This is a genomic window from Streptomyces sp. NBC_00878 (assembly GCF_026341515.1).
GTDB lineage: Bacteria > Actinomycetota > Actinomycetes > Streptomycetales > Streptomycetaceae > Streptomyces.
This window is the reverse complement of the sequence record NZ_JAPEOK010000001.1, coordinates 2,065,292-2,082,189: the sequence shown is the minus strand read 5'-3', so window position 1 is coordinate 2,082,189 and position 16,898 is coordinate 2,065,292. Positions and strand designations below refer to the sequence as shown.

Here is a 16,898-nt window from a genome sequence, read left to right as displayed (position 1 = left end):
AGGCAGCCACCGCGCCAGTGTCTGACCCTTTCTAGTAAGGCTCCAGCGTCCAGTGCTGCAGGGGGCTGCCCGTGTCGTTCCAGATGCCGACCGGGTTGCCATTGAGGCCGCCGCTGCTGGAATAGGCGTCCATCGGCGCGTTCCCGTTGCGCTCCACGTAGATCTTGTAGAAGTTGCCGAAAGGCACGAGTTTGAGATCCTGCGACGCCGAACCGTTGCAGTCCCACAGCTTGAACTGCCAGCCGATGGCGCCTCCCGACTCGGCCGGGTAGTCCAGACAGCGATTGCCCGACCGCTGGTTCACGAGAGCGTAGGGATAGCCGGGGTTGCCCGAGGCGACGAGCCGCCACTGCTCGGAGACGCCGTCGTTGCAGTCCCACAGCCCGACGGCGTTGCCGTTGACACCGCCGCCGGACCAGAAAGCGTCGAGACAGCGCCCGGTGCCGCGATTGACAAGTCGGAAGACGTCGGCCATCAAAGCCGAATCGGTTGTGTCGGAGCGGGCCGGCGCCGCCGTCGCCGAGGTGAGCGATCCGGTGATCAACGCTGCGGCGATGGTCGGCACCGCCAGTGCACGGAAGAAGACGCGCATGAGTTCCCCCTGGTCAAATGAGAGTTGGATATGCCGTCTTGAGCAGGGTGTCCGGGGCGAGGTGAGCTAGGGTCCGGACGCACCGTCAGCCAGCAATTCCGAAGCTGCTTCAGGGTGAAGGAGTGGGCGTGCCTACCGGTCCTGACATCTGTCAGGGGTCGCGAGTGGCCAACTAGACTCCGGCACGCCCTCCGGGCATCCCAGCGGCCCCAGCCATGGCACCCGACGATGGCCGGTGCGCGGCCATCGAATGGTGCTCAGCGAGAAGGGTGCCAAGACGGTGGACGTGCTGGTGGGGGGCGTCTGACGGTTGCCCTGAAGAGTTATAGGTACGCCGTCCGGTGCGCGGCTCCCAGACTGGCCGTGCATGGCAGACCGGCCATGTGGACCCTGGAGGGAAGGGCGATCCATGAAGATGAAGAGGCGGTTGGCCACACAACTCCAGCGGCTGCGGCACGACCGTGACGTACTCGAACCTCAAGTTCGAGGCCTCCAACCACATCACCGGCATTCGCGTGTACGCGTGTGTCGATGACGCGGGCTCCGATTCCTGCTCCCGCAGCGGCTTCTACGACAACCCGACGGTGAACTGACACCGACTGACACACGGCGGTGGCCCCGACCTCAACGGGGCCACCGCTGGTTGCCGCCCTCCACTTCGTGATGTGCGTGAGGAAGCCGGCGGTTGAGAAGTCCGAGCGCGGCGGTGCTGGTCCGGCCCGGTCACGGACGTGTCTGGATTCGTGTCCGGACCTGCCCGGTGACTGGCCGACCGTGCTGAAACTGCGTGTTGCCAAAGGGCTTGACCCTGGCCACGATGACCCCCATGGGGGACCACGGGGGGACCACGGGGTACTGGGGCCTCACGAGGCAGGGGATGCTGCCGCATTCGTCGCCTCGTTGCGGCGGTTGAAGGAAGCGTCGGGACTGACCTACCGGCAGCTGGAGGCGCGGGCGGCCGAGCGCGGGGAAGTGCAGTCGCACAGCACCTTGGCCGGTGCGCTGAACCGTGTGTCGTTGTCGCGTGCTGAGCTTGTGTCGGCCTTCGTACGCGCCTGCGGCTGCTCAGCGGAGGAACGCGGTGCCTGGCTGGCCGCGCGTCGGCAGGTCAGCGCGGGCCGTGAAGCTTCCCCGGTCCGGGCTCGGGCCGATACGCCCGCGCCGCGCACCGCACCACCCGCCTCGACCCGTACCCGCATGACCAGCACCCGTACGACCCTCCGGACCTCCCTGCCACCCCCGCTCAACTTCCCGCAGGCCCCTCGGCGTTCACGGGCCGCCAGGCGGTGCTCGACATGCTTTTCTCCCTCAGCCCCGGCCACGACTCGGGGGCGCTGGTGATCGCCGCGATCGACGGGATGGCGGGAGTCGGCAAGACCGGCCTAGTAGGGCTTGGTCAGGTCGGTTGTTGTGGTGCGTGTCCTGCGGGCCCGGTGTGGCGTTGAGAGTGTGTGACTCCGGACGAGATTGCTGTGGTGCGTGGTGAGTTGGAGACGTTCGCGGCGGAGGTGTTCGAGCCGTTCGCGCGCAAGGATCAGCGCCGGTGGGGGCAGGTTTATGTGCGGGGGCTGCTGACCGACGGGCAGCGTAAGTCGGTCGAGCCGATGGCCGCCCGGCTCGGGGAGGACGGCAATCGTCAGGCACTGGCCAACTTCATCACCACCAGCCCCTGGGACCCGGCGCACATCCGGGCCCAGCTCGCCTGGCGGATGGAGGAGACGATCGGGCCCAAGGCCCTCATCTTCGACGACACCGGGTTCCTCAAGGACGGGATGGCCTCGGCATGCGTGTCGCGGCAGTACACCGGCACCGCGGGCAAGGTCACCAACTGCCAGGTCGGCGTCTCACTCCACCTCGCGTCCGACCACGCCTCGGCGGCGGTCAACTGGCGGCTGTTCCTGCCCCGGACATGGGATCCCGCCTCACCGGAGGCCGATGCGGACAAGGTCGCCCGCCGCACCGCCTGCGGCATCCCGGACGATGTCGGGCATGTGGAGAAGTGGCAGCTGGCCCTGGACATGCTCGACGAGACCCGCTCGTGGGGGATCGAGGTGCCGCTGGCCGTCGCGGACGCCGGATACGGCGACGCTGCCGCGTTCCGGCACGGACTGCAGGCCCGCGGCCTGAACTACGTGGTGGGGATCTCCACCACACTGTCGGCCCAGCCCGCCGACGCGGTGCCGGTGGCCGGGCCGTACTGCGGGACGGGACGCCCGCCGCTGGCCAAGTATCCCGACAAGCCGCGGTCGGTGAAGGAGCTGGTCATCGCGGCGGGCCGGAAGGCTGCCCGGCCGGTGCAGTGGCGAGAGGGCTCCCGGCCCGGCACCGGCCGCTTTGGCCGTAAGCGGATGTACTCCCGCTTCGTGGCCTTGCGCATCCGGCCTGCCGGACGCGAGGTCCGCCAGGCCACCGACGGCCCGGAACTGCCCGTGTGCTGGCTGCTGGCCGAATGGCCCGCCGGTGAGAACGAGCCGGTGCAGTTCTGGCTGTCCGACCTGCCCTCCGGCATGCCTCTGACCACGCTGGTCCGCCTCGCCAAACTCCGCTGGCGCATCGAGCACGACTACCGGGAGATGAAGCAGGCCCTGGGACTTGCCCACTTCGAGGGCCGGACCTGGGGCGGCTGGCACCACCACGTCACCCTCGTCTCCGTCGCGCACGCCTTCTGCACCCTGCAACGACTGGCCCGGGCCCCAAAAGACCCAGCACCGGCCTGAGCCTCTACCAAGTCGTCCGCGAGCTACAGACACTCCTCGCCCTCTGGACCGGTGCCTGCCCCACCTGCCACCGCAACATGCCCACACCGATACGAATCTGACCAAGCCCTACTAGTGCGTTGGCCACGAACGTTCGCCGGGTCTGGTGATACGCCGGTCGATGTCCGGGGTGCCTGGGTCTGTCAGTCTCACTCTCGATAGCGACGTGGTTGTCGTGGGGAGTGAGGTCATGCATGGCAGAGCCGGTCAGAGCACGGCGGTTGACTGATCAAGAGGGCCAGAGACTGCAGCAGATCGTCCGGCGGGGCCGCCATGAGTCCGTACGGGTCCGTCGGGCACTGATCATCATGGCGTCGGCGTCGGGCACTCCCGTGGCGGCGATCGCACGGCTGGCCGCCGCGCACGAGGACACCGTCCGGGACGTGATCCATGCGTTCAACGAGAAGGGCCTGGCCGCGCTGGACCCTCGGTGGGCGGGAGGCCGTCCCCGCCTGATCAGCGATGACGAACGCGAGTTCATCATCGCGACGGCCAGGACCCGCCCAGTCACGCTGGGACGCCCGTTCACGCACTGGAGCCTTCGCAAGCTCACCGAGTACCTGGCCCGCAACCGGGTCCGGACGGTGAAGGTCGGCCGGGAACGACTGCGGCAGATCCTGCGCGAGCACGGGATCTCGTTTCAGCGGACCCGCACCTGGAAGGAGTCCAGGGATCCCGACAAGGACGCCAAACTCGACCGCATCGAGCACGTGACCAGCCGTTTCCTGGACCGGTGCTTCGCGTTCGACCAGTTCGGTCCGCTGTCGATCCGGCCCTGCCACGGCTCCGGCTGGGCCGGGGAGAAGAAACCGGACCGGCTGCCGGCCACCTATCACCGCACTCACGGTATCCGGTACTTCCACGGCTGCTATTCCCTCGGCGATGACCAGTTGTGGGGCGTGACCCGCCGCCGCAAAGGCGGTGACCACAGCCTCTCGGCGCTGAAGTCGATCCGGGCCGCCCGCCCCGACGGCGCCCCCGTCTACGTGATCATGGACAATTTGTCGGCGAACAAGACCCCGGCCATCCGGACCTGGGCCAGGAAGAACAAGGTCGAGTTGTGCCTGACGCCGACGAGCGCGTCGTGGGCCAACCCGATCGAGGCTCAGTTCGGGCCCCTGCGCAACTTCGTCATGGGCAACTCCAACCACCCCAACCACACCGTCCTGTCCTGGAAGCTTCAGGACTACCTGCGCTGGCGCAACGCCAACGCCCGTCACCCCGACGTCCTGGCCGCCCAGCGCCGCGAACGCGCCAAGGTCCGCAGCGAACGCCAGCAACGCTGGGGCCGACCACGACCCAAAGCCGCCTGATCAAACCCGGCGAACGTTCGTGGCCAACGCACTAGCGGTGCACGCCGCCCACCGGCTCGCCCCCCGACTTTTGGCCCGCGCCCACGACGGCCTGGCCCACGCCTACCAGGCACTCGGCGATCACGATCACGCTCGCACCCACTGGCAGAACGCCCTGGCGATCCGCCAGTGGGCGGGGTTACGACCGGACGTGGGACCCACGGGTGACCGGCGCCGGCCTCCGGGCCAGGTTGCGCGGCACAGGATCCGTACGGGATTCCGTACGAGAATCCGGACAGGAATCCGGACAGGAATCCGGATGCGATTGTGACCAGGCCGGATAGTCATCGAGCTGTCCGGAACACACTCCCGACGTTGCCTGAACTCCTTTCTGTTCGTCTGCCGCAGCAACTCCTTCAAGGACACGTATTCGGCCCACGGCTACACCTCGAACGACTGGGCGATCACCCTGGCCGGCAACGGCAATTGGGGCTGGGTGCCGGCGGTCCATTTCGGGGGTTCTGAGAACTACTGGGCCGGCTTGCGCACCTGCACGGTTCAGGAAGATCCGTGAGGATGAAGACTCCGTGAGGATGAAGACAGGGGGAATCATGTACATCCGTTCACGGGCCGTCAGGATTCTGGTGACGGCGATGCTGAGGGCAGGCGGCCTGACCACGGCCACCGCGACGGCCACCGCCTCGGACGCGGGGATATTGAGTTGCCCCCAGTCGTGGAGTGACAGGAGTACGTTCACCGGAACAATCTCTGGAACCAACGTCAACTACCGCAATGGGCCTCATCTGGGCTGCGGGTCGTTCGGGCAGTGGCACAACGTTCCCATCGCTCACCATTGTTGGACCACTGGTGACTTCGGCAATGGGAGTTCGCAATGGTGGCACGTCCAGCGGGTGGGCACTTCGCAGCAGGGGTGGGTGCACAATTCCTTTGTCAGTGTGACCTGTACGTGTGCTTCCATGCACTGTTAGACGCCGCGCCCGTGGCAGCCGTGGTCGCGCCGCCGAGCGGCGGACGCGGTCAGTACGAGAAACGGACTCAACGTCCTCTTAAGTCCTCCGCTAGGTGCCGTATAGGCAGGGAGGCGACGCTCGTTCCGTCTTTCCCGGAGAGGAGCGGGTATGTCCATCGATTCGAGCGAGGCCGGTGCGGTGGCGGAGGCCAGGCCGGTGGCTCTGGTGACCGGCGGGTCGCGGGGGATAGGACGGGCGGTCGCCGTACGGCTGGCGCGCGACGGGTTCGATGTGGCGTTGTGTTATCGCTCTGACGCCGATGCAGCCGAATTGGTCGGCAAGGAGGTTCGCGATGCCGGGAGGCGGGTGCTGGTCCGGCGCGTCGACGTCGCCGACCGCGACGGGGTTCGCGGCTTCGTCGCCGATGTCGAGGCCGGGCTCGGGCCCGTCGCAGCGGTCGTGGCATCCGCCGGGATCACCCGGGACCGACCGCTCGCGCTGATGTCCGACGACGAGTGGGACACCGTGCTGCGGACCAACCTCGACGGCACCTACAACCTGCTGCGCGCGGTGGCCCGCTCGATGGCCCGGCGCAGTGCGGGGGCGATTGTCACCCTGTCGTCGGTCGCGGGAGTCGTCGGCAACGTCGGGCAGGCCAACTACTCCGCGTCCAAGGCTGGGATCATCGCGCTCACCCAGGTAATGGCGAAGGAGTTCGCGCGGTTCGGCGTGCGCGCCAATGCCGTGGCCCCCGGCTTCATCGATACCGAGATGGTCGCCTCCGTGTCCAAGAGCGCTGTCCTCGACCGCATACCGCTGGGCCGTTTCGGCACACCCGAAGAGGTGGCCGGGCTGGTCTCCTATCTGCTCTCGCCCGAGGCCGCATATGTCACGGGCCAGGTGTTCCGCATCGACGGCGGCGTGGCACTGTGAGCGGGTGCCTCCACCGGTGCGACGGGGGGAGGCACCCTGGAGAGGCCGCACGGGGGCCTGCCGGACGCTAACCCGCCGAATCCGGGATCCGGGTTTCGTCCAGGAGCCGGACGAGCAGGTCTCGAAGGGCGTTGACGGAGCGTGCGCGTTGCAGCTCGTCCGGGGGCAGCTCCACCTGGTAGTGCTTCTCCAGCTGGGCGACGATCTCGATCAGGTTGAGGGAATCCGCCCGGTAGGAGTCGATGAAGTCCTCGTCGTCGTCGATGTGGTCCGGCCTCAGGTCCAGAATGCCGGCGACGATCGATCGGATTCGTACGGCCGGGTGGTCGATGTCCTGCATGATCCGTCCTTCGGTCGGGGTTGGTCACGGGGCGTGGCGTGCGGTCTTACGTGGGGGAGGGGCCGGGCAGCGAAGCAACCAGCAGGGAGCGGACGCTGAGAACGGTGTCGCCGTTCACGTGGGACCGGCCCGTGAACTCGCAAGCGGTTTCGGAGCTGTGCACGAGTCGGACCTGATGTTCCAGGACGTCCCCCGGGAGGGACGGCGAGTGGAAAACCAGGTCGCTCACTCCGACCAGCAAAGGGATGCGGTCCGGCGGACCGAGACCGGCCAATGTCCAGAGAAGAGAACACGCCTGACCGAACGACTCCACCATGAGCGCCTGCGGGTACGCGAAGCCCGCGAGGGGCGTGCTGTCCGCGAGGTCCCGGTAGCAGCTTTCGGAGCCGGTGATCGCCTTCGTGGCGACGAGCGAGGTCGGCGAGTACTCCCCGACGGTGTCGAGCAGAACCATCGGAGGACGCTGTCGTAGCAGGCTGCGCACCTGCGCATGGTCAAGCATGGGGCCCCACCGGTCCGAACGTGGCGTCGAGCTCGACGGCCAGTTGGCGGTCCGAGCGCACTATCCGGGCGTTGGCGGAGATCGCCTCACCGTTCGATTCGCGGCGGCGCACCTGGATGGCGAGTTCCAGTACGTCTCCCGGGAAGAGGGGCCGGACGAAGCGTGCTCTGTCGATGCGGCACAGTCGCAGGTCGCTGCCGTGGAGGCTGTCGACCGCCTGCTGTACCCAGTCCATGACGACCACTCCGGGCAGAATCGGGTAGCCCGGATAGTGGCCGGCCATGTAGTCGGCGCCGAGATCCACCGGAAGCCGCAGGACGGCGTGTGTGCCGTCGGCTGTCCGCTCGCTCCATGCCCGGGGTACGGGCAGGGCGGACATGGTCGCTTTCGGCGGTGAGGAGGGCACGGCAGTCCTCAGCCCAGGCTCGGGTGAGTCAGCAGCCGTTGGGCGAGCTCTTCCACGTACTCGGTGATCGTGATGTCGTGGTCGAGGTACGGGATCACTTCCCGGGTCTGTTCGTACAGGACGCGGGTGGCCGAGGACAGGCCGTCGGTACCGCGGATGTCCACCGCCTGGCAGGCGCACAGGAGCTCGAACGCCACCACGTGGGCCACGTTGTCCAGCACCTCCCGGGCACGGCGTGCCGCGACGAAGCCGAACGAGACGATGTCCTGGAAGTCCGCGGTGGTGCTCAAGGACTGGATGGACATGGGCATCGCCATCGCCCGGGTCTCCGCAGTCAGCGATGCGGTCATGAACTGCCCACCCATCAGACCCAGCCGCAGGCCCGGATCCTCCCGGCACAGGAAGGCAGGCAGCCCATTGCTGTTGCTGTTGTCCAGGAATCGGTCGATCCGGCGGTTGGAGAGGTTCATCAGGGTCGTCATGGCGATCACCAGGTGGTCCATCGCCATGGACACGTACTGTCCGTGGAAGTGCCCGTTGTGGAAGACCTCCGTCTCATCGGGGTTGACAAGCGGATTGTCGTTGGAGGAATTCAGCTCGTCCTCGACGGTTCGCTCGATCGTGCCCAAGCTGTCCAGAACCGGTCCGAGGATCTGGGGTGTGCACCGGACGGAGTAGGCGTCCTCGATCGACTGCGACCCAGCCTTCGCGGTTTCTCCGATCTCGTCCGCGAGCAGGTGCTCGGTATCGAGTTCGTCGACCGCGAGTCGGGAGTCGCCCAGCGTCCGCCACAGGTAGTCCGCGACCTCCAGCTGTCCGAGATGCGGCTTGAGCCGGTGGACCCGTGGGTCGAACGGCTTGGTCTTGCCCGCCAGTGCCTCCACGGACAGTGCCGAGATGAGCAGGTACGACCGCAGTAGCCGACGGGCCCGCTGCACATTGAGTGAGCCCAGGCCGACCATCCCCGACGTGCCGTTGATCAGGGCGAGGCCTTCCTTGTAGCTGAGCTCCATCGGAGCGATGCCGACTCGTCGCAGCGCCTCGGCGCCCGGCAGGACCTCGCCGCCCAGCCGAGCCTTCCACTGGCCTATGCAGACCAGCGCGATGGCGGCGAGCGGGCCGAGGTCGCCACTGGTACCGAGTGACCCCTTCTCCGGGACACAGGGCACGACTCCCGAGTTCACCACCGCGATGAGCTTGTCCAAGTTGGCCAGGGAAATGGCCGAGTTGCCGCGGGAGAGCGACGCGATGCGGGACACCATGATCGCGCGGACGGTGACGTCGTCCAGGCGCTCCCCCACGTTGGTCGCCACCGCGTTGAGCAGGTTCTCCTGCAACTGGCGTGCCATGGAAACGGGCACGAGCCAGTCGACGAACCCGCCCATGCTGGTGGTGACGCCGTAGATGATTCGGCCGTCCGCCACGAACTTCTCCAGCGTGCGCCGGGAGGCGTCGACCCGCTCTCGCGCCGCACCGTCCAGAGCCACCTCAGGGCCCTCCGGGGCGGCGATCGACTCGATGTCCGCCAGCCGTACGCGGCGGTCCAGGGACAGGGTGTACGTCATACAGGGCTCCTCAGTGTCGGTTCGATGTCGTGCGCCTGTCGTGAACAGCGGTCGTCACAAGGCGCGCGAGCATCAGCCGGTCGACCTTGCCGTTCTCGGTCAGGGGAAGGTCGGCCAAGGGCTGAATCCGGCGCGGCGTCATATAGGCGGACAACTCCTCGGCGCAGAAGGCGAGCGCCGCCTCCTCGTCGAACGGCGCCGCTGTGTCGTCCAGAACGACGCCCGCCATCAGTACGTGGTCGCCGCCGTGCGGCACGATGGCGGCCGCGGCCGCCGTCACGGCGGGCAGCCGGGCCAGCACGCTCTCCACCTCGCCCAGTTCGACCCTGTTGCCCCGGATCTGCACCTGGGAGTCGGATCGGCCGACGAAGTACAGCTCGTTCCGCTCGTCCAGGTAGGCCAGATCGCCTGTGCGGAGCACCGCCTGCCCGTGCCGCGGGTCCAGCGGGTCGGGAACCAGCACCTGGGCGGTGGCCCGAGGATCGTCCCAGTAGCCGCTGAACAGCGCGGGGCTCCGCAGGTGGATCTCTCCGACCACCCCCGGCCGCGTCACCACTCGCCCGGCTGTGTCCACCAGAGTCATCTCGGCCCCGGAGTGGGCGCGCCCGATCGACAGCGACCGCTGCTCCGCGGGCAGTGGGTCGGGAACATCGGTGAACGAGGCGGCCATCGACTCGGTGGCGCCGTAGCCGTTGACCAGGCGGGTGCCGACCAGCATCTCCTGGAGTCGACGCAGTTCGGACAGGGGGAAGCCCTCGCCTGCGAAGACCACCGAGCGCACCTTGTCCAGCCGCTTCAGCAGTTCCGGATCGTGGCGCAGGACCGGACGCCACAGCGAGGGCACTCCATGGACCTGGGTGACGTCGGTGTCACGAAGGAAGTTGACCATGCGCCGGGGCGAGTCGATGCACTCGCGTCCGACCGGCACCAGGGTCGCACCGCTCCCCAGAGCGACGCCGATCCCGAAGAGCGCGAAGTCGAACTGGAGCGGAGAGGTGCTGGCGACCCGGTCGGTGTCGCCGACCAGTCCGTCTCCGATCACCGCGCGCAGGAACGTGACGATCGCCCGATGGCTCATCACCACGCCCTTGGGGCGCCCGGTCGACCCGGAGGTGAAGATGATGTAGGCCGTGTCGACGGCGAGTACGCGTCGGCGTCGCCGCGTCCGGCGCGCCGGACGGTGTTCCACTGCCAGCCCGCTTCGTCCGAAGCGCGCGGTGCCACCGGCCCACGGCAGGTCACGCCGGTCAAGGCCGTCCGCCCGGGCGTGGAGCGCCGGTTCGACCGACCTCAGAATGGTGAGGAGGCGGTTGTCGGGGGTCTGCGGACTGATCGGGACGAACGGCAGACCCAGCTTGGAACAGGCGAGCAGCAGCGCTACCGTCGCCGCGGAACTGTGTGCTTCCACAACGACCCGGTCGCCGACATCGAGGCCGAGTGGTTCCAGGGCGCGGGTGAACTCCTGTACGAGCACGGTGAGTTGCCGGTACGAGACCTCGGTGAGCAGCCCGGTCTCGTCGGATTCCACCACGGCGGCCTTGTCCGGCGTGCGAGCGGCGGGAGCCAGCAGGAACTGGCAGAGGTTGTCCGCCGTGGGGTCACGATCGTCCACAGTGACTCCCCGCCGAGTGCCATGCGTGCGATGTGCGGCTCACTCCGGGACACCCTTCAGTACGGCGACCGACAACAGGCCGTCCGGATCCGCCGCGACGACGACAGCGGGCAGCGTCGCCTCATCGAGGAGCCGTGCGAGCTGAAGCAGCGCGTGGGCGCTGTAGCAGTCCCCGATTCGCTTCTCGTCGGTGACGTGTGCTGCCTCGGGCAACACGTGGGCGATTCCGCCGCGCTGAGCTTCGTCCACCTCGTCGACACCCGTGTGACGGGTGGCCGCGGCCGACACATCCGGCGCGGCGACGCCAGCTCTTTCCAGCGTTCGGGCGATCGTGTCGGCGAACCGGCCGGCGGAGAAGTCGGGCACCGCCCGCACGTCCACGGCGGCGACCGCCGCCAGTGGCCTCCGGCCGGCGGCCCGGGCAGAGGCACTGCCCTCCAGCACGAAAACGGCCGCGCCCTCGCCCTGGACCTGGGGGCCGCGGGCCGCCCGGGCGAGCCATGAAGTCGGTCCGCCGAACTCCTCCGAGGCGCCCGCGAGCACCGCGTCGGCGTGCCCGGCTCTCAGCATGACCATGGCATGGCGCAGTACGGCAAGACCGGTCGCCGGCCCGGAGGCCACTGTCGCGTTGGCACCCCGGAGGCCGTAGGCGATGGCCGCTGCCCCCGCGGGCGAACTGAGAACGCAGTGGGAGGACTTGGCGGCGGCCACCATGTGCGGACGCGGTTGGGAGAAGGTGTCCATGCCGAACTCGGCCATGCCGGTGACGCTGCCCGCTGCCGTGCCCAGCGTGACGCCGATGCGATCACGGTTCTCATCGGTCACCCGCAGGCCCGCGTCATCGAGCGCCCTGCCGCATGCCACCATGGCCAGTTGGGCACTCCGGTGGTTGTACTGAGCGGTTCTGCGGCCGAGCAGCGCCTCACCGTCGAAGTCGCCGACGGTGAAGGCCGGTCCGGACGGCGGGGTGTGCGCCCGGGGGACGGGATCCGGCCAGACGGTTCCCCGGCCCGAGATCACGATGTGCATGGAGCACTCCCAAAGAGGACGATGGCATTGTTGCCGCCGAAACCGAAGGCGTTGTTCTGGGCCACTCGAACGGTCGTCTCCCGCGCGGTTCCCGCAACGGGATCGATGCCGCCCAGTTCCGGATCCGGGTGCCGGTGGTTGATGGTGGGCGGGATGAAGCCCCTGCTCAGTGCCAGTGCGCAGGCGATGCTGCCGAAGCCGCTGGCCGCCCCCATGGTGTGCCCGAGCATGGACTTGAGGGAGCTGACCGGGGGTGCCGTCTCGCCGTACACACCGCGGATGGCCTGGGCCTCCACCCGGTCGTTGAGTCGAGTGCCCGTACCGTGCGCGCAGATGTAGTCGACCTCGTCCGGCGTCACACCGGAGCGCCGCAGTGCGGTGCCCATGGTCCGCGCGATGCTCTCCGGCTCCGGCGCCGAGGGATGGTAGGCATCGCAGCTGACCGCGTATCCCAGAACCTCCGCGTAGATGCGGGCGCCCCGTTCGATCGCGCTGTCCAGGGCCTCCAGAACCAGCGCCGCACCGCCCTCCGCCGTCAGCATGCCGTCCCGTTCCCGGTCGAAGGGCCGGCAGGTGTCCTTCGCTAGGGCGCCGAGCCGGTGGAACGCGGCATGGGTGAACCGGCTCACCGCGTCGGCGCCCCCGGCCATGGCGACGGTGGTCTCTCCGGAGCTGACAAGGTCGTACGCGTAGCCGATGGCGCAGTTGGCCGCCGCGCACGCGGCCGAGAAGGTCATCGTCTCGCCGGTGGCACCGATCTCCTGAGCGGCCGCCAGGGCCAGGCGGCCGGTGGGCAGTTGTGCGGCCAGCGTCCGGTCAGGGGCCGCCGGACCGTCTCGGTACCAGGACTCGGTCATCGCCACGACGTTCGGAATCTCGCCCGACGTCGTTCCCATGAGAACGGCGGCGTCATCGCCGAAGTCCTGGATACCGGCGTCGTCCGCCGCCAGCCGAGCGGCGGCCGCGGCGAAGAGCGAGGCTCGTCCCCAGTCGGCGACGTCCAGCCGGGTGACCAGTTCCGCGGAATCGAAGTCCGCCACCTCACCTGCCATCTGGTGTTCGAACCTCGACGCGTCGAACGAGGAGATCCGCGAGATTCCGCTCTTCCCCGCCCGCACGGCAGTGCAGAAACCGTCCACTCCGATGCCGATGTTCGACACCGGCCCGAGACCGGTGATGACCACGCGGTGCACCGCGACTACCATCCCGCCGCGTCGGCCACGACCTTGTACGTGGAACGGAGGTCGGTCATCTTCTGCAAGTCGTCTGCGTCGATCATGATGTTGTACCGCTGCTCGATCCGACTCAGCAGCTCGACGGCCAGCAGCGAGTCGACGCCCAGATCGTCGGAGAAGGTGGTGGCCCGTTCCACTTCTTCGGGTTCCACGGTGAATATGTCCGCTGCCATGTCCCGCAGCTCCGCCATTCGATCTGCCAGCATGGTGATGTTCCTCCTTGGTTCCGAGAGCAGGACGAGATCCGTTCAGCGAGAGCGATAGCGGGCCGCGAGCTTTTCCAGTTCGGGGACCAGTTCGCTGGGCGTCGGCTGCGCGGCCTGCTCCGCACGCAGCCTGCTGGCGCCCTCCCGGAACGCGGGCTCCTCCAGCAGCCGCACCAGGCACTCCCGAACCCGGTCCCCGGACAATTGCGGCCTCGATATGTACAGGCCTCCCTGGGCCTTCTCCAGCAGCGGGGCACGCAAGTCGATGTCACCGACAACCCGGCCGACCATCAACTGCGGAACGCCGTTGGCGACCGACTCCATGAATGCGGGAATCCCGCCGTGATGGATCACAGCTGAGCACGTGGGGACAACCGCGTGCAAGGGGACGAACTCCGCCAGCATCGTATTGGAGGGAACCCGTTTCAGGTTTCTCCGAATTTTCTCCGGCGCCGTTACCACCAGTTCGATATCCAGATCGGCCAGAGAGTCGAGTATCTGCTGCAACTGCTTGACGGAAACGGCTTGGTAAACCCTTCCCTCTTTCTGGCTGACCCCGAAGGTGGCCAGAACGCGCCGCTTCGCCGGGTCGCGGCGGGCCCACTGGGGCACGACGGCGGGCCCGTGGTATGAGACATAGCGCAGGGGTATGTGCGGCACATCCGAATCCAGCCGCATGGAACCCAGCATGTGCTCGATGGTGAAGTTTCCGGTCACCATCTCCTCGGAGTACGACTTCCCGAACTTCTCCGCCCAGCGCCCCAGCCAATCCGCCAGCGCGTCCTCTCGCTCCTCGGGTGCCTGCTGTTCGCGCACCTGGAGGAAGGCGCGCCGGGACCAGGCGTCGACATCGATCTCGGAGCGAATGCGCGCGCCGGCCACGCCTGTCGCGCGGGCCGCGATCTGGCCCGCGTGGCTCAGCCACTCCCACACGACCAGGTCCGGCTTCCACCAGCGGCAGTAGTCGACCAACTCCTCGACCATCGCGTCGTTCACGCCCTTGAGGATCTCCGTGAAGTACCGGGTTCTCAGGCGCAGCCGGTCCCAGGTGAGCGCCTCTTCGGTGCGCAGGGCGAAGTCAAAGAAGAAGTCGTCCCGCGATCCGAGCTGCTCCAGGGTCCGTACGAGCTCCACCTGTTCCTCGGTGAATTGCTCGGACATCTTCTGCAGGATGCCGGGGGGGCCGACCGGAACCGTCATCAGGCCCGACGCGGTCAGGGAGTCGAGCAGGTCCGGGCTGCTGGAGACACGCACCTCGTGCCCCGCGGCCTGAAGTGCCCAGCCCAACGGGACCATCGGTTGGAAGTGAGTCCTCCAGGGCCAGGACACGATGAGGACGCGCACAGCACCAACTCCTCCATCGACAGCGGGATGCCGAGAACCCTCGGTGGACCGTCTAAAGCCGGTCTTGGCCCGCCCTTGCCCCCGCCGGGGCCCCGCCGCCACGGTCTGTCGATGATCGGCTCCGCAAGGCCGGGCCTAGATCGACCCAAGCCGTGCCGACCACATTCGACACAGGGCAGACCGATGCCGATGCCACCATCGATCGTGTGAGGAGCCGGCGTTGCAGGGTGCGAAGGACTATCAGGCTCGGCCGCGGCTCACGGATCGCGAGGATCCCGTGCTGCCCGAGCGCATCGCGCGGTCCGCGGCCGCACTGCGGGGCGAATCCGTGGAGGACATCACCGCCTGGGTACACCGGCGCCGTAAGGAAGTCGGCTTCACGGTTCAGCGCATCCCGTTCGAGGACCTCGACGGCTGGTCCTTCTCACCCGAGACGGGCAACCTCGTGCACCGCAGCGGGAGGTTCTTCACTATTCAGGGGCTACGCGTCAGCGTGGGTGAGCAGCCCGACCGCGTGAACTGGCACCAGCCCATCATCGCCCAGCCCGAGGTCGGCATCCTGGGTGTTCTCGCGCGGGAGTTCGACGGGGTCCTGCACTTTCTCATGCAGGCCAAGATGGAGCCGGGCAATCCCGGACTGGTGCAGATCTCGCCCACCGTGCAGGCCACCTACAGCAACTACACCAAGATCCACAAGGGTGCGGACGTCCGCTACCTGGAGTACTTCACCGACCGGTCCCGCGGCCGCATCCTGTCGGACGTGCTGCAGAGTGAGCACGGCTCGTGGTTCCGTCGCAAGCGCAACCGCAACATGGTCGTGGAGGTGACGGACCCGGTCCCGGACCATGAGGACTTCCGCTGGCTCACTCTGGGACAGATCCATGAACTGCTGGGCTGCGACAACACGATGAACTTCGACGCCCGCTCGGCGCTGGCCGGCCTGTACGGGGCCGGCGCCTCCTCCGCACTGCACTCCGACACGGAACTGCTGTCCTGGCTCGCGGCGCGGCGGTCGGCGACCCCGATCACCGGGGTGCCGGTCTCGCTCGGCGACCTCCCGGGCTGGACGCGCGACAGGTACTCCATCCACCATGACGAGGAACGGTACTTCAGCGTCGTGGCCGTGTCGGTGCGGGCAGGCAACCGCGAGGTGGGCCAGTGGACCCAACCACTCTTCGAACCGAACGACCAGGGCGTCGTCGCGTTCCTGACCCGCACCTTCAACGGCGTGCCGCACGTCCTGGTCAGCGCTCGCGCGGAGGCCGGCTTCTCCGACGCCGAACTGGGTCCCACCGTGCAGTGCGTGCCGCGCAACCACGAGCACCTGCCCGCAGCGGAGCAGCCGCGCTTTCTCGACCTGGCGAGGTCGGCTGCCCCGTCGCGGGTCCGCTACTCGGCGCTGCACTCGGAGGAGGGAGGCCGCTTCCTCAACTCGGTGAGCCGGTACCTCGTCGTCGAGGCCACCGAGAGCGAGGCGCCGTTGCGGGAACCACCCGGGTTCCGCTGGGTCTCCCGTGACCAGCTCGCCGCGTTCACCCGGTACAGCCACTACGTCAGCGCACAGGCCCGTACCCTGCTGATGTGCCTGAACACGCTCAAGCCGTAGTGGGCAACACGCTCAAGGCGTAGCGGGCAAGTGGTCCGGCGCTACTCGGAGATCTTCGCGAGGACGATCTTCCCGATTCCCAGATCGACCGTCGGCGGGTTCTCGGAGTCGACGATCAGTGTTCCTTCGGGAGAAGCGCCGTCCACGAGTGCCGGCAGCTTCTCGATCGCCTCGGCAACGACCTCGTCTACCGAAATTCCCGAAACCTCGGCGAGGGCTTCCAGATTGTCCCGGCCTATGCCGTTGACCACATCCTGCCGCAGGAGCGGCGTGTTGGCGCCTGTTGAAACCCAGGACTTCGCTTGGTACACCTGTGCAAGCGGAATCATGAGGCCCTGGGATTCGGCTCGGTCGAACGCTTCTTCACTCGTCGCCGTGACGCCCGGCTCGGGCAACACGGCGACGCAGTAATAGCCGTCGAGCTTTCCGGATTCGACTTCATTGTCCTGCCCGACAGGGGTTGACAGATTCTCGGTCACGTAGGCTCCATGGGGTTCGGAATGGCGGTT

At 67.8% G+C, this 16,898-nt stretch carries 16 protein-coding genes; 5 read left to right on the top strand and 11 right to left on the bottom strand.

Annotated elements, in window-relative coordinates:
* Positions 1–31 precede the first annotated feature (31 nt).
* Entirely contained in the window at positions 32–592 is a 561-nt protein-coding gene (locus OHA11_RS08395; RefSeq protein WP_266493622.1) for an RICIN domain-containing protein, read from the bottom strand.
* Positions 593–1,053: 461 nt separating this feature from the next.
* Between OHA11_RS08395 and OHA11_RS08390 the strand changes: the two genes are divergently transcribed.
* The 4 genes from OHA11_RS08390 to fabG all read left to right on the top strand — a co-directional run bounded on the left by OHA11_RS08390 (position 1,054) and on the right by fabG (position 6,544).
* Entirely contained in the window at positions 1,054–1,185 is a 132-nt protein-coding gene (locus tag OHA11_RS08390; RefSeq protein ID WP_266493620.1) for a hypothetical protein, read from the top strand.
* 858 nt (positions 1,186–2,043) lie between these two features.
* Entirely contained in the window at positions 2,044–3,309 is a 1,266-nt protein-coding gene (locus OHA11_RS08385) for an IS701 family transposase (RefSeq protein ID WP_266493618.1), read from the top strand.
* A gap of 233 nt (positions 3,310–3,542) precedes the next feature.
* Positions 3,543–4,661 (top strand): IS630 family transposase, encoded by a 1,119-nt coding sequence (locus OHA11_RS08380; RefSeq protein ID WP_266493617.1) that lies wholly within the window; start codon positions 3,543–3,545, stop codon positions 4,659–4,661.
* Between the two features lie 1,118 nt (positions 4,662–5,779).
* Positions 5,780–6,544, top strand: a complete 765-nt coding sequence (fabG, locus tag OHA11_RS08375) for a 3-oxoacyl-ACP reductase FabG (RefSeq protein ID WP_266493615.1) — start codon at positions 5,780–5,782, stop codon at positions 6,542–6,544.
* Between the two features lie 67 nt (positions 6,545–6,611).
* Here the strand turns inward: fabG and OHA11_RS08370 are convergent, their stop codons facing one another.
* Genes OHA11_RS08370 through OHA11_RS08330 form a run of 9 tightly spaced genes read right to left on the bottom strand, consistent with a single transcriptional unit; the run spans position 6,612 to position 14,783 of the window.
* Positions 6,612–6,884 (bottom strand): acyl carrier protein, encoded by a 273-nt coding sequence (locus OHA11_RS08370; protein WP_266493614.1) that lies wholly within the window; start codon positions 6,882–6,884, stop codon positions 6,612–6,614.
* A gap of 46 nt (positions 6,885–6,930) precedes the next feature.
* Complete coding sequence (locus OHA11_RS08365; RefSeq protein WP_266493612.1) at positions 6,931–7,338, bottom strand: 3-hydroxyacyl-ACP dehydratase FabZ family protein; 408 nt, start codon at positions 7,336–7,338, stop codon at positions 6,931–6,933.
* Between the two features lie 40 nt (positions 7,339–7,378).
* On the bottom strand, positions 7,379–7,792 hold the full coding sequence (locus OHA11_RS08360) for a 3-hydroxyacyl-ACP dehydratase FabZ family protein (protein ID WP_266493611.1): 414 nt from the start codon (positions 7,790–7,792) through the stop codon (positions 7,379–7,381).
* An 8-nt stretch (positions 7,793–7,800) separates the two neighbouring features.
* Positions 7,801–9,357 carry a phenylalanine aminomutase (D-beta-phenylalanine forming) gene (locus tag OHA11_RS08355; RefSeq protein ID WP_266493609.1) on the bottom strand — a complete coding sequence of 519 codons (1,557 nt, stop codon included), beginning with the start codon at positions 9,355–9,357 and terminating at the stop codon, positions 7,801–7,803.
* A gap of 10 nt (positions 9,358–9,367) precedes the next feature.
* Positions 9,368–10,969 (bottom strand): AMP-binding protein, encoded by a 1,602-nt coding sequence (locus tag OHA11_RS08350; protein WP_266493606.1) that lies wholly within the window; start codon positions 10,967–10,969, stop codon positions 9,368–9,370.
* Between the two features lie 39 nt (positions 10,970–11,008).
* Positions 11,009–11,998 (bottom strand): beta-ketoacyl synthase N-terminal-like domain-containing protein, encoded by a 990-nt coding sequence (locus OHA11_RS08345; RefSeq protein ID WP_266493603.1) that lies wholly within the window; start codon positions 11,996–11,998, stop codon positions 11,009–11,011.
* On the bottom strand, positions 11,986–13,191 hold the full coding sequence (locus OHA11_RS08340) for a beta-ketoacyl synthase (RefSeq protein WP_266493600.1): 1,206 nt from the start codon (positions 13,189–13,191) through the stop codon (positions 11,986–11,988). Before OHA11_RS08340 ends, OHA11_RS08345 begins: the two co-directional genes overlap by 13 nt.
* Positions 13,192–13,196: 5 nt before the next feature.
* Entirely contained in the window at positions 13,197–13,439 is a 243-nt protein-coding gene (locus OHA11_RS08335) for an acyl carrier protein (protein WP_266493598.1), read from the bottom strand.
* Between the two features lie 42 nt (positions 13,440–13,481).
* Entirely contained in the window at positions 13,482–14,783 is a 1,302-nt protein-coding gene (locus tag OHA11_RS08330; protein ID WP_266493596.1) for an activator-dependent family glycosyltransferase, read from the bottom strand.
* Between the two features lie 220 nt (positions 14,784–15,003).
* Between OHA11_RS08330 and OHA11_RS08325 the strand changes: the two genes are divergently transcribed.
* Positions 15,004–16,389: an NDP-hexose 2,3-dehydratase family protein gene (locus OHA11_RS08325; RefSeq protein WP_266493594.1), complete on the top strand. Its 1,386-nt coding sequence runs from the start codon at positions 15,004–15,006 to the stop codon at positions 16,387–16,389.
* 41 nt (positions 16,390–16,430) lie between these two features.
* On the opposite strand, the gene OHA11_RS08320 is transcribed toward OHA11_RS08325, so the two are convergent.
* The gene (locus tag OHA11_RS08320) at positions 16,431–16,868 is read right to left on the bottom strand and encodes a YidB family protein (RefSeq protein ID WP_266493592.1); all 438 of its coding nucleotides are present in this window, start codon (positions 16,866–16,868) and stop codon (positions 16,431–16,433) included.
* Positions 16,869–16,898 lie beyond the last annotated feature (30 nt).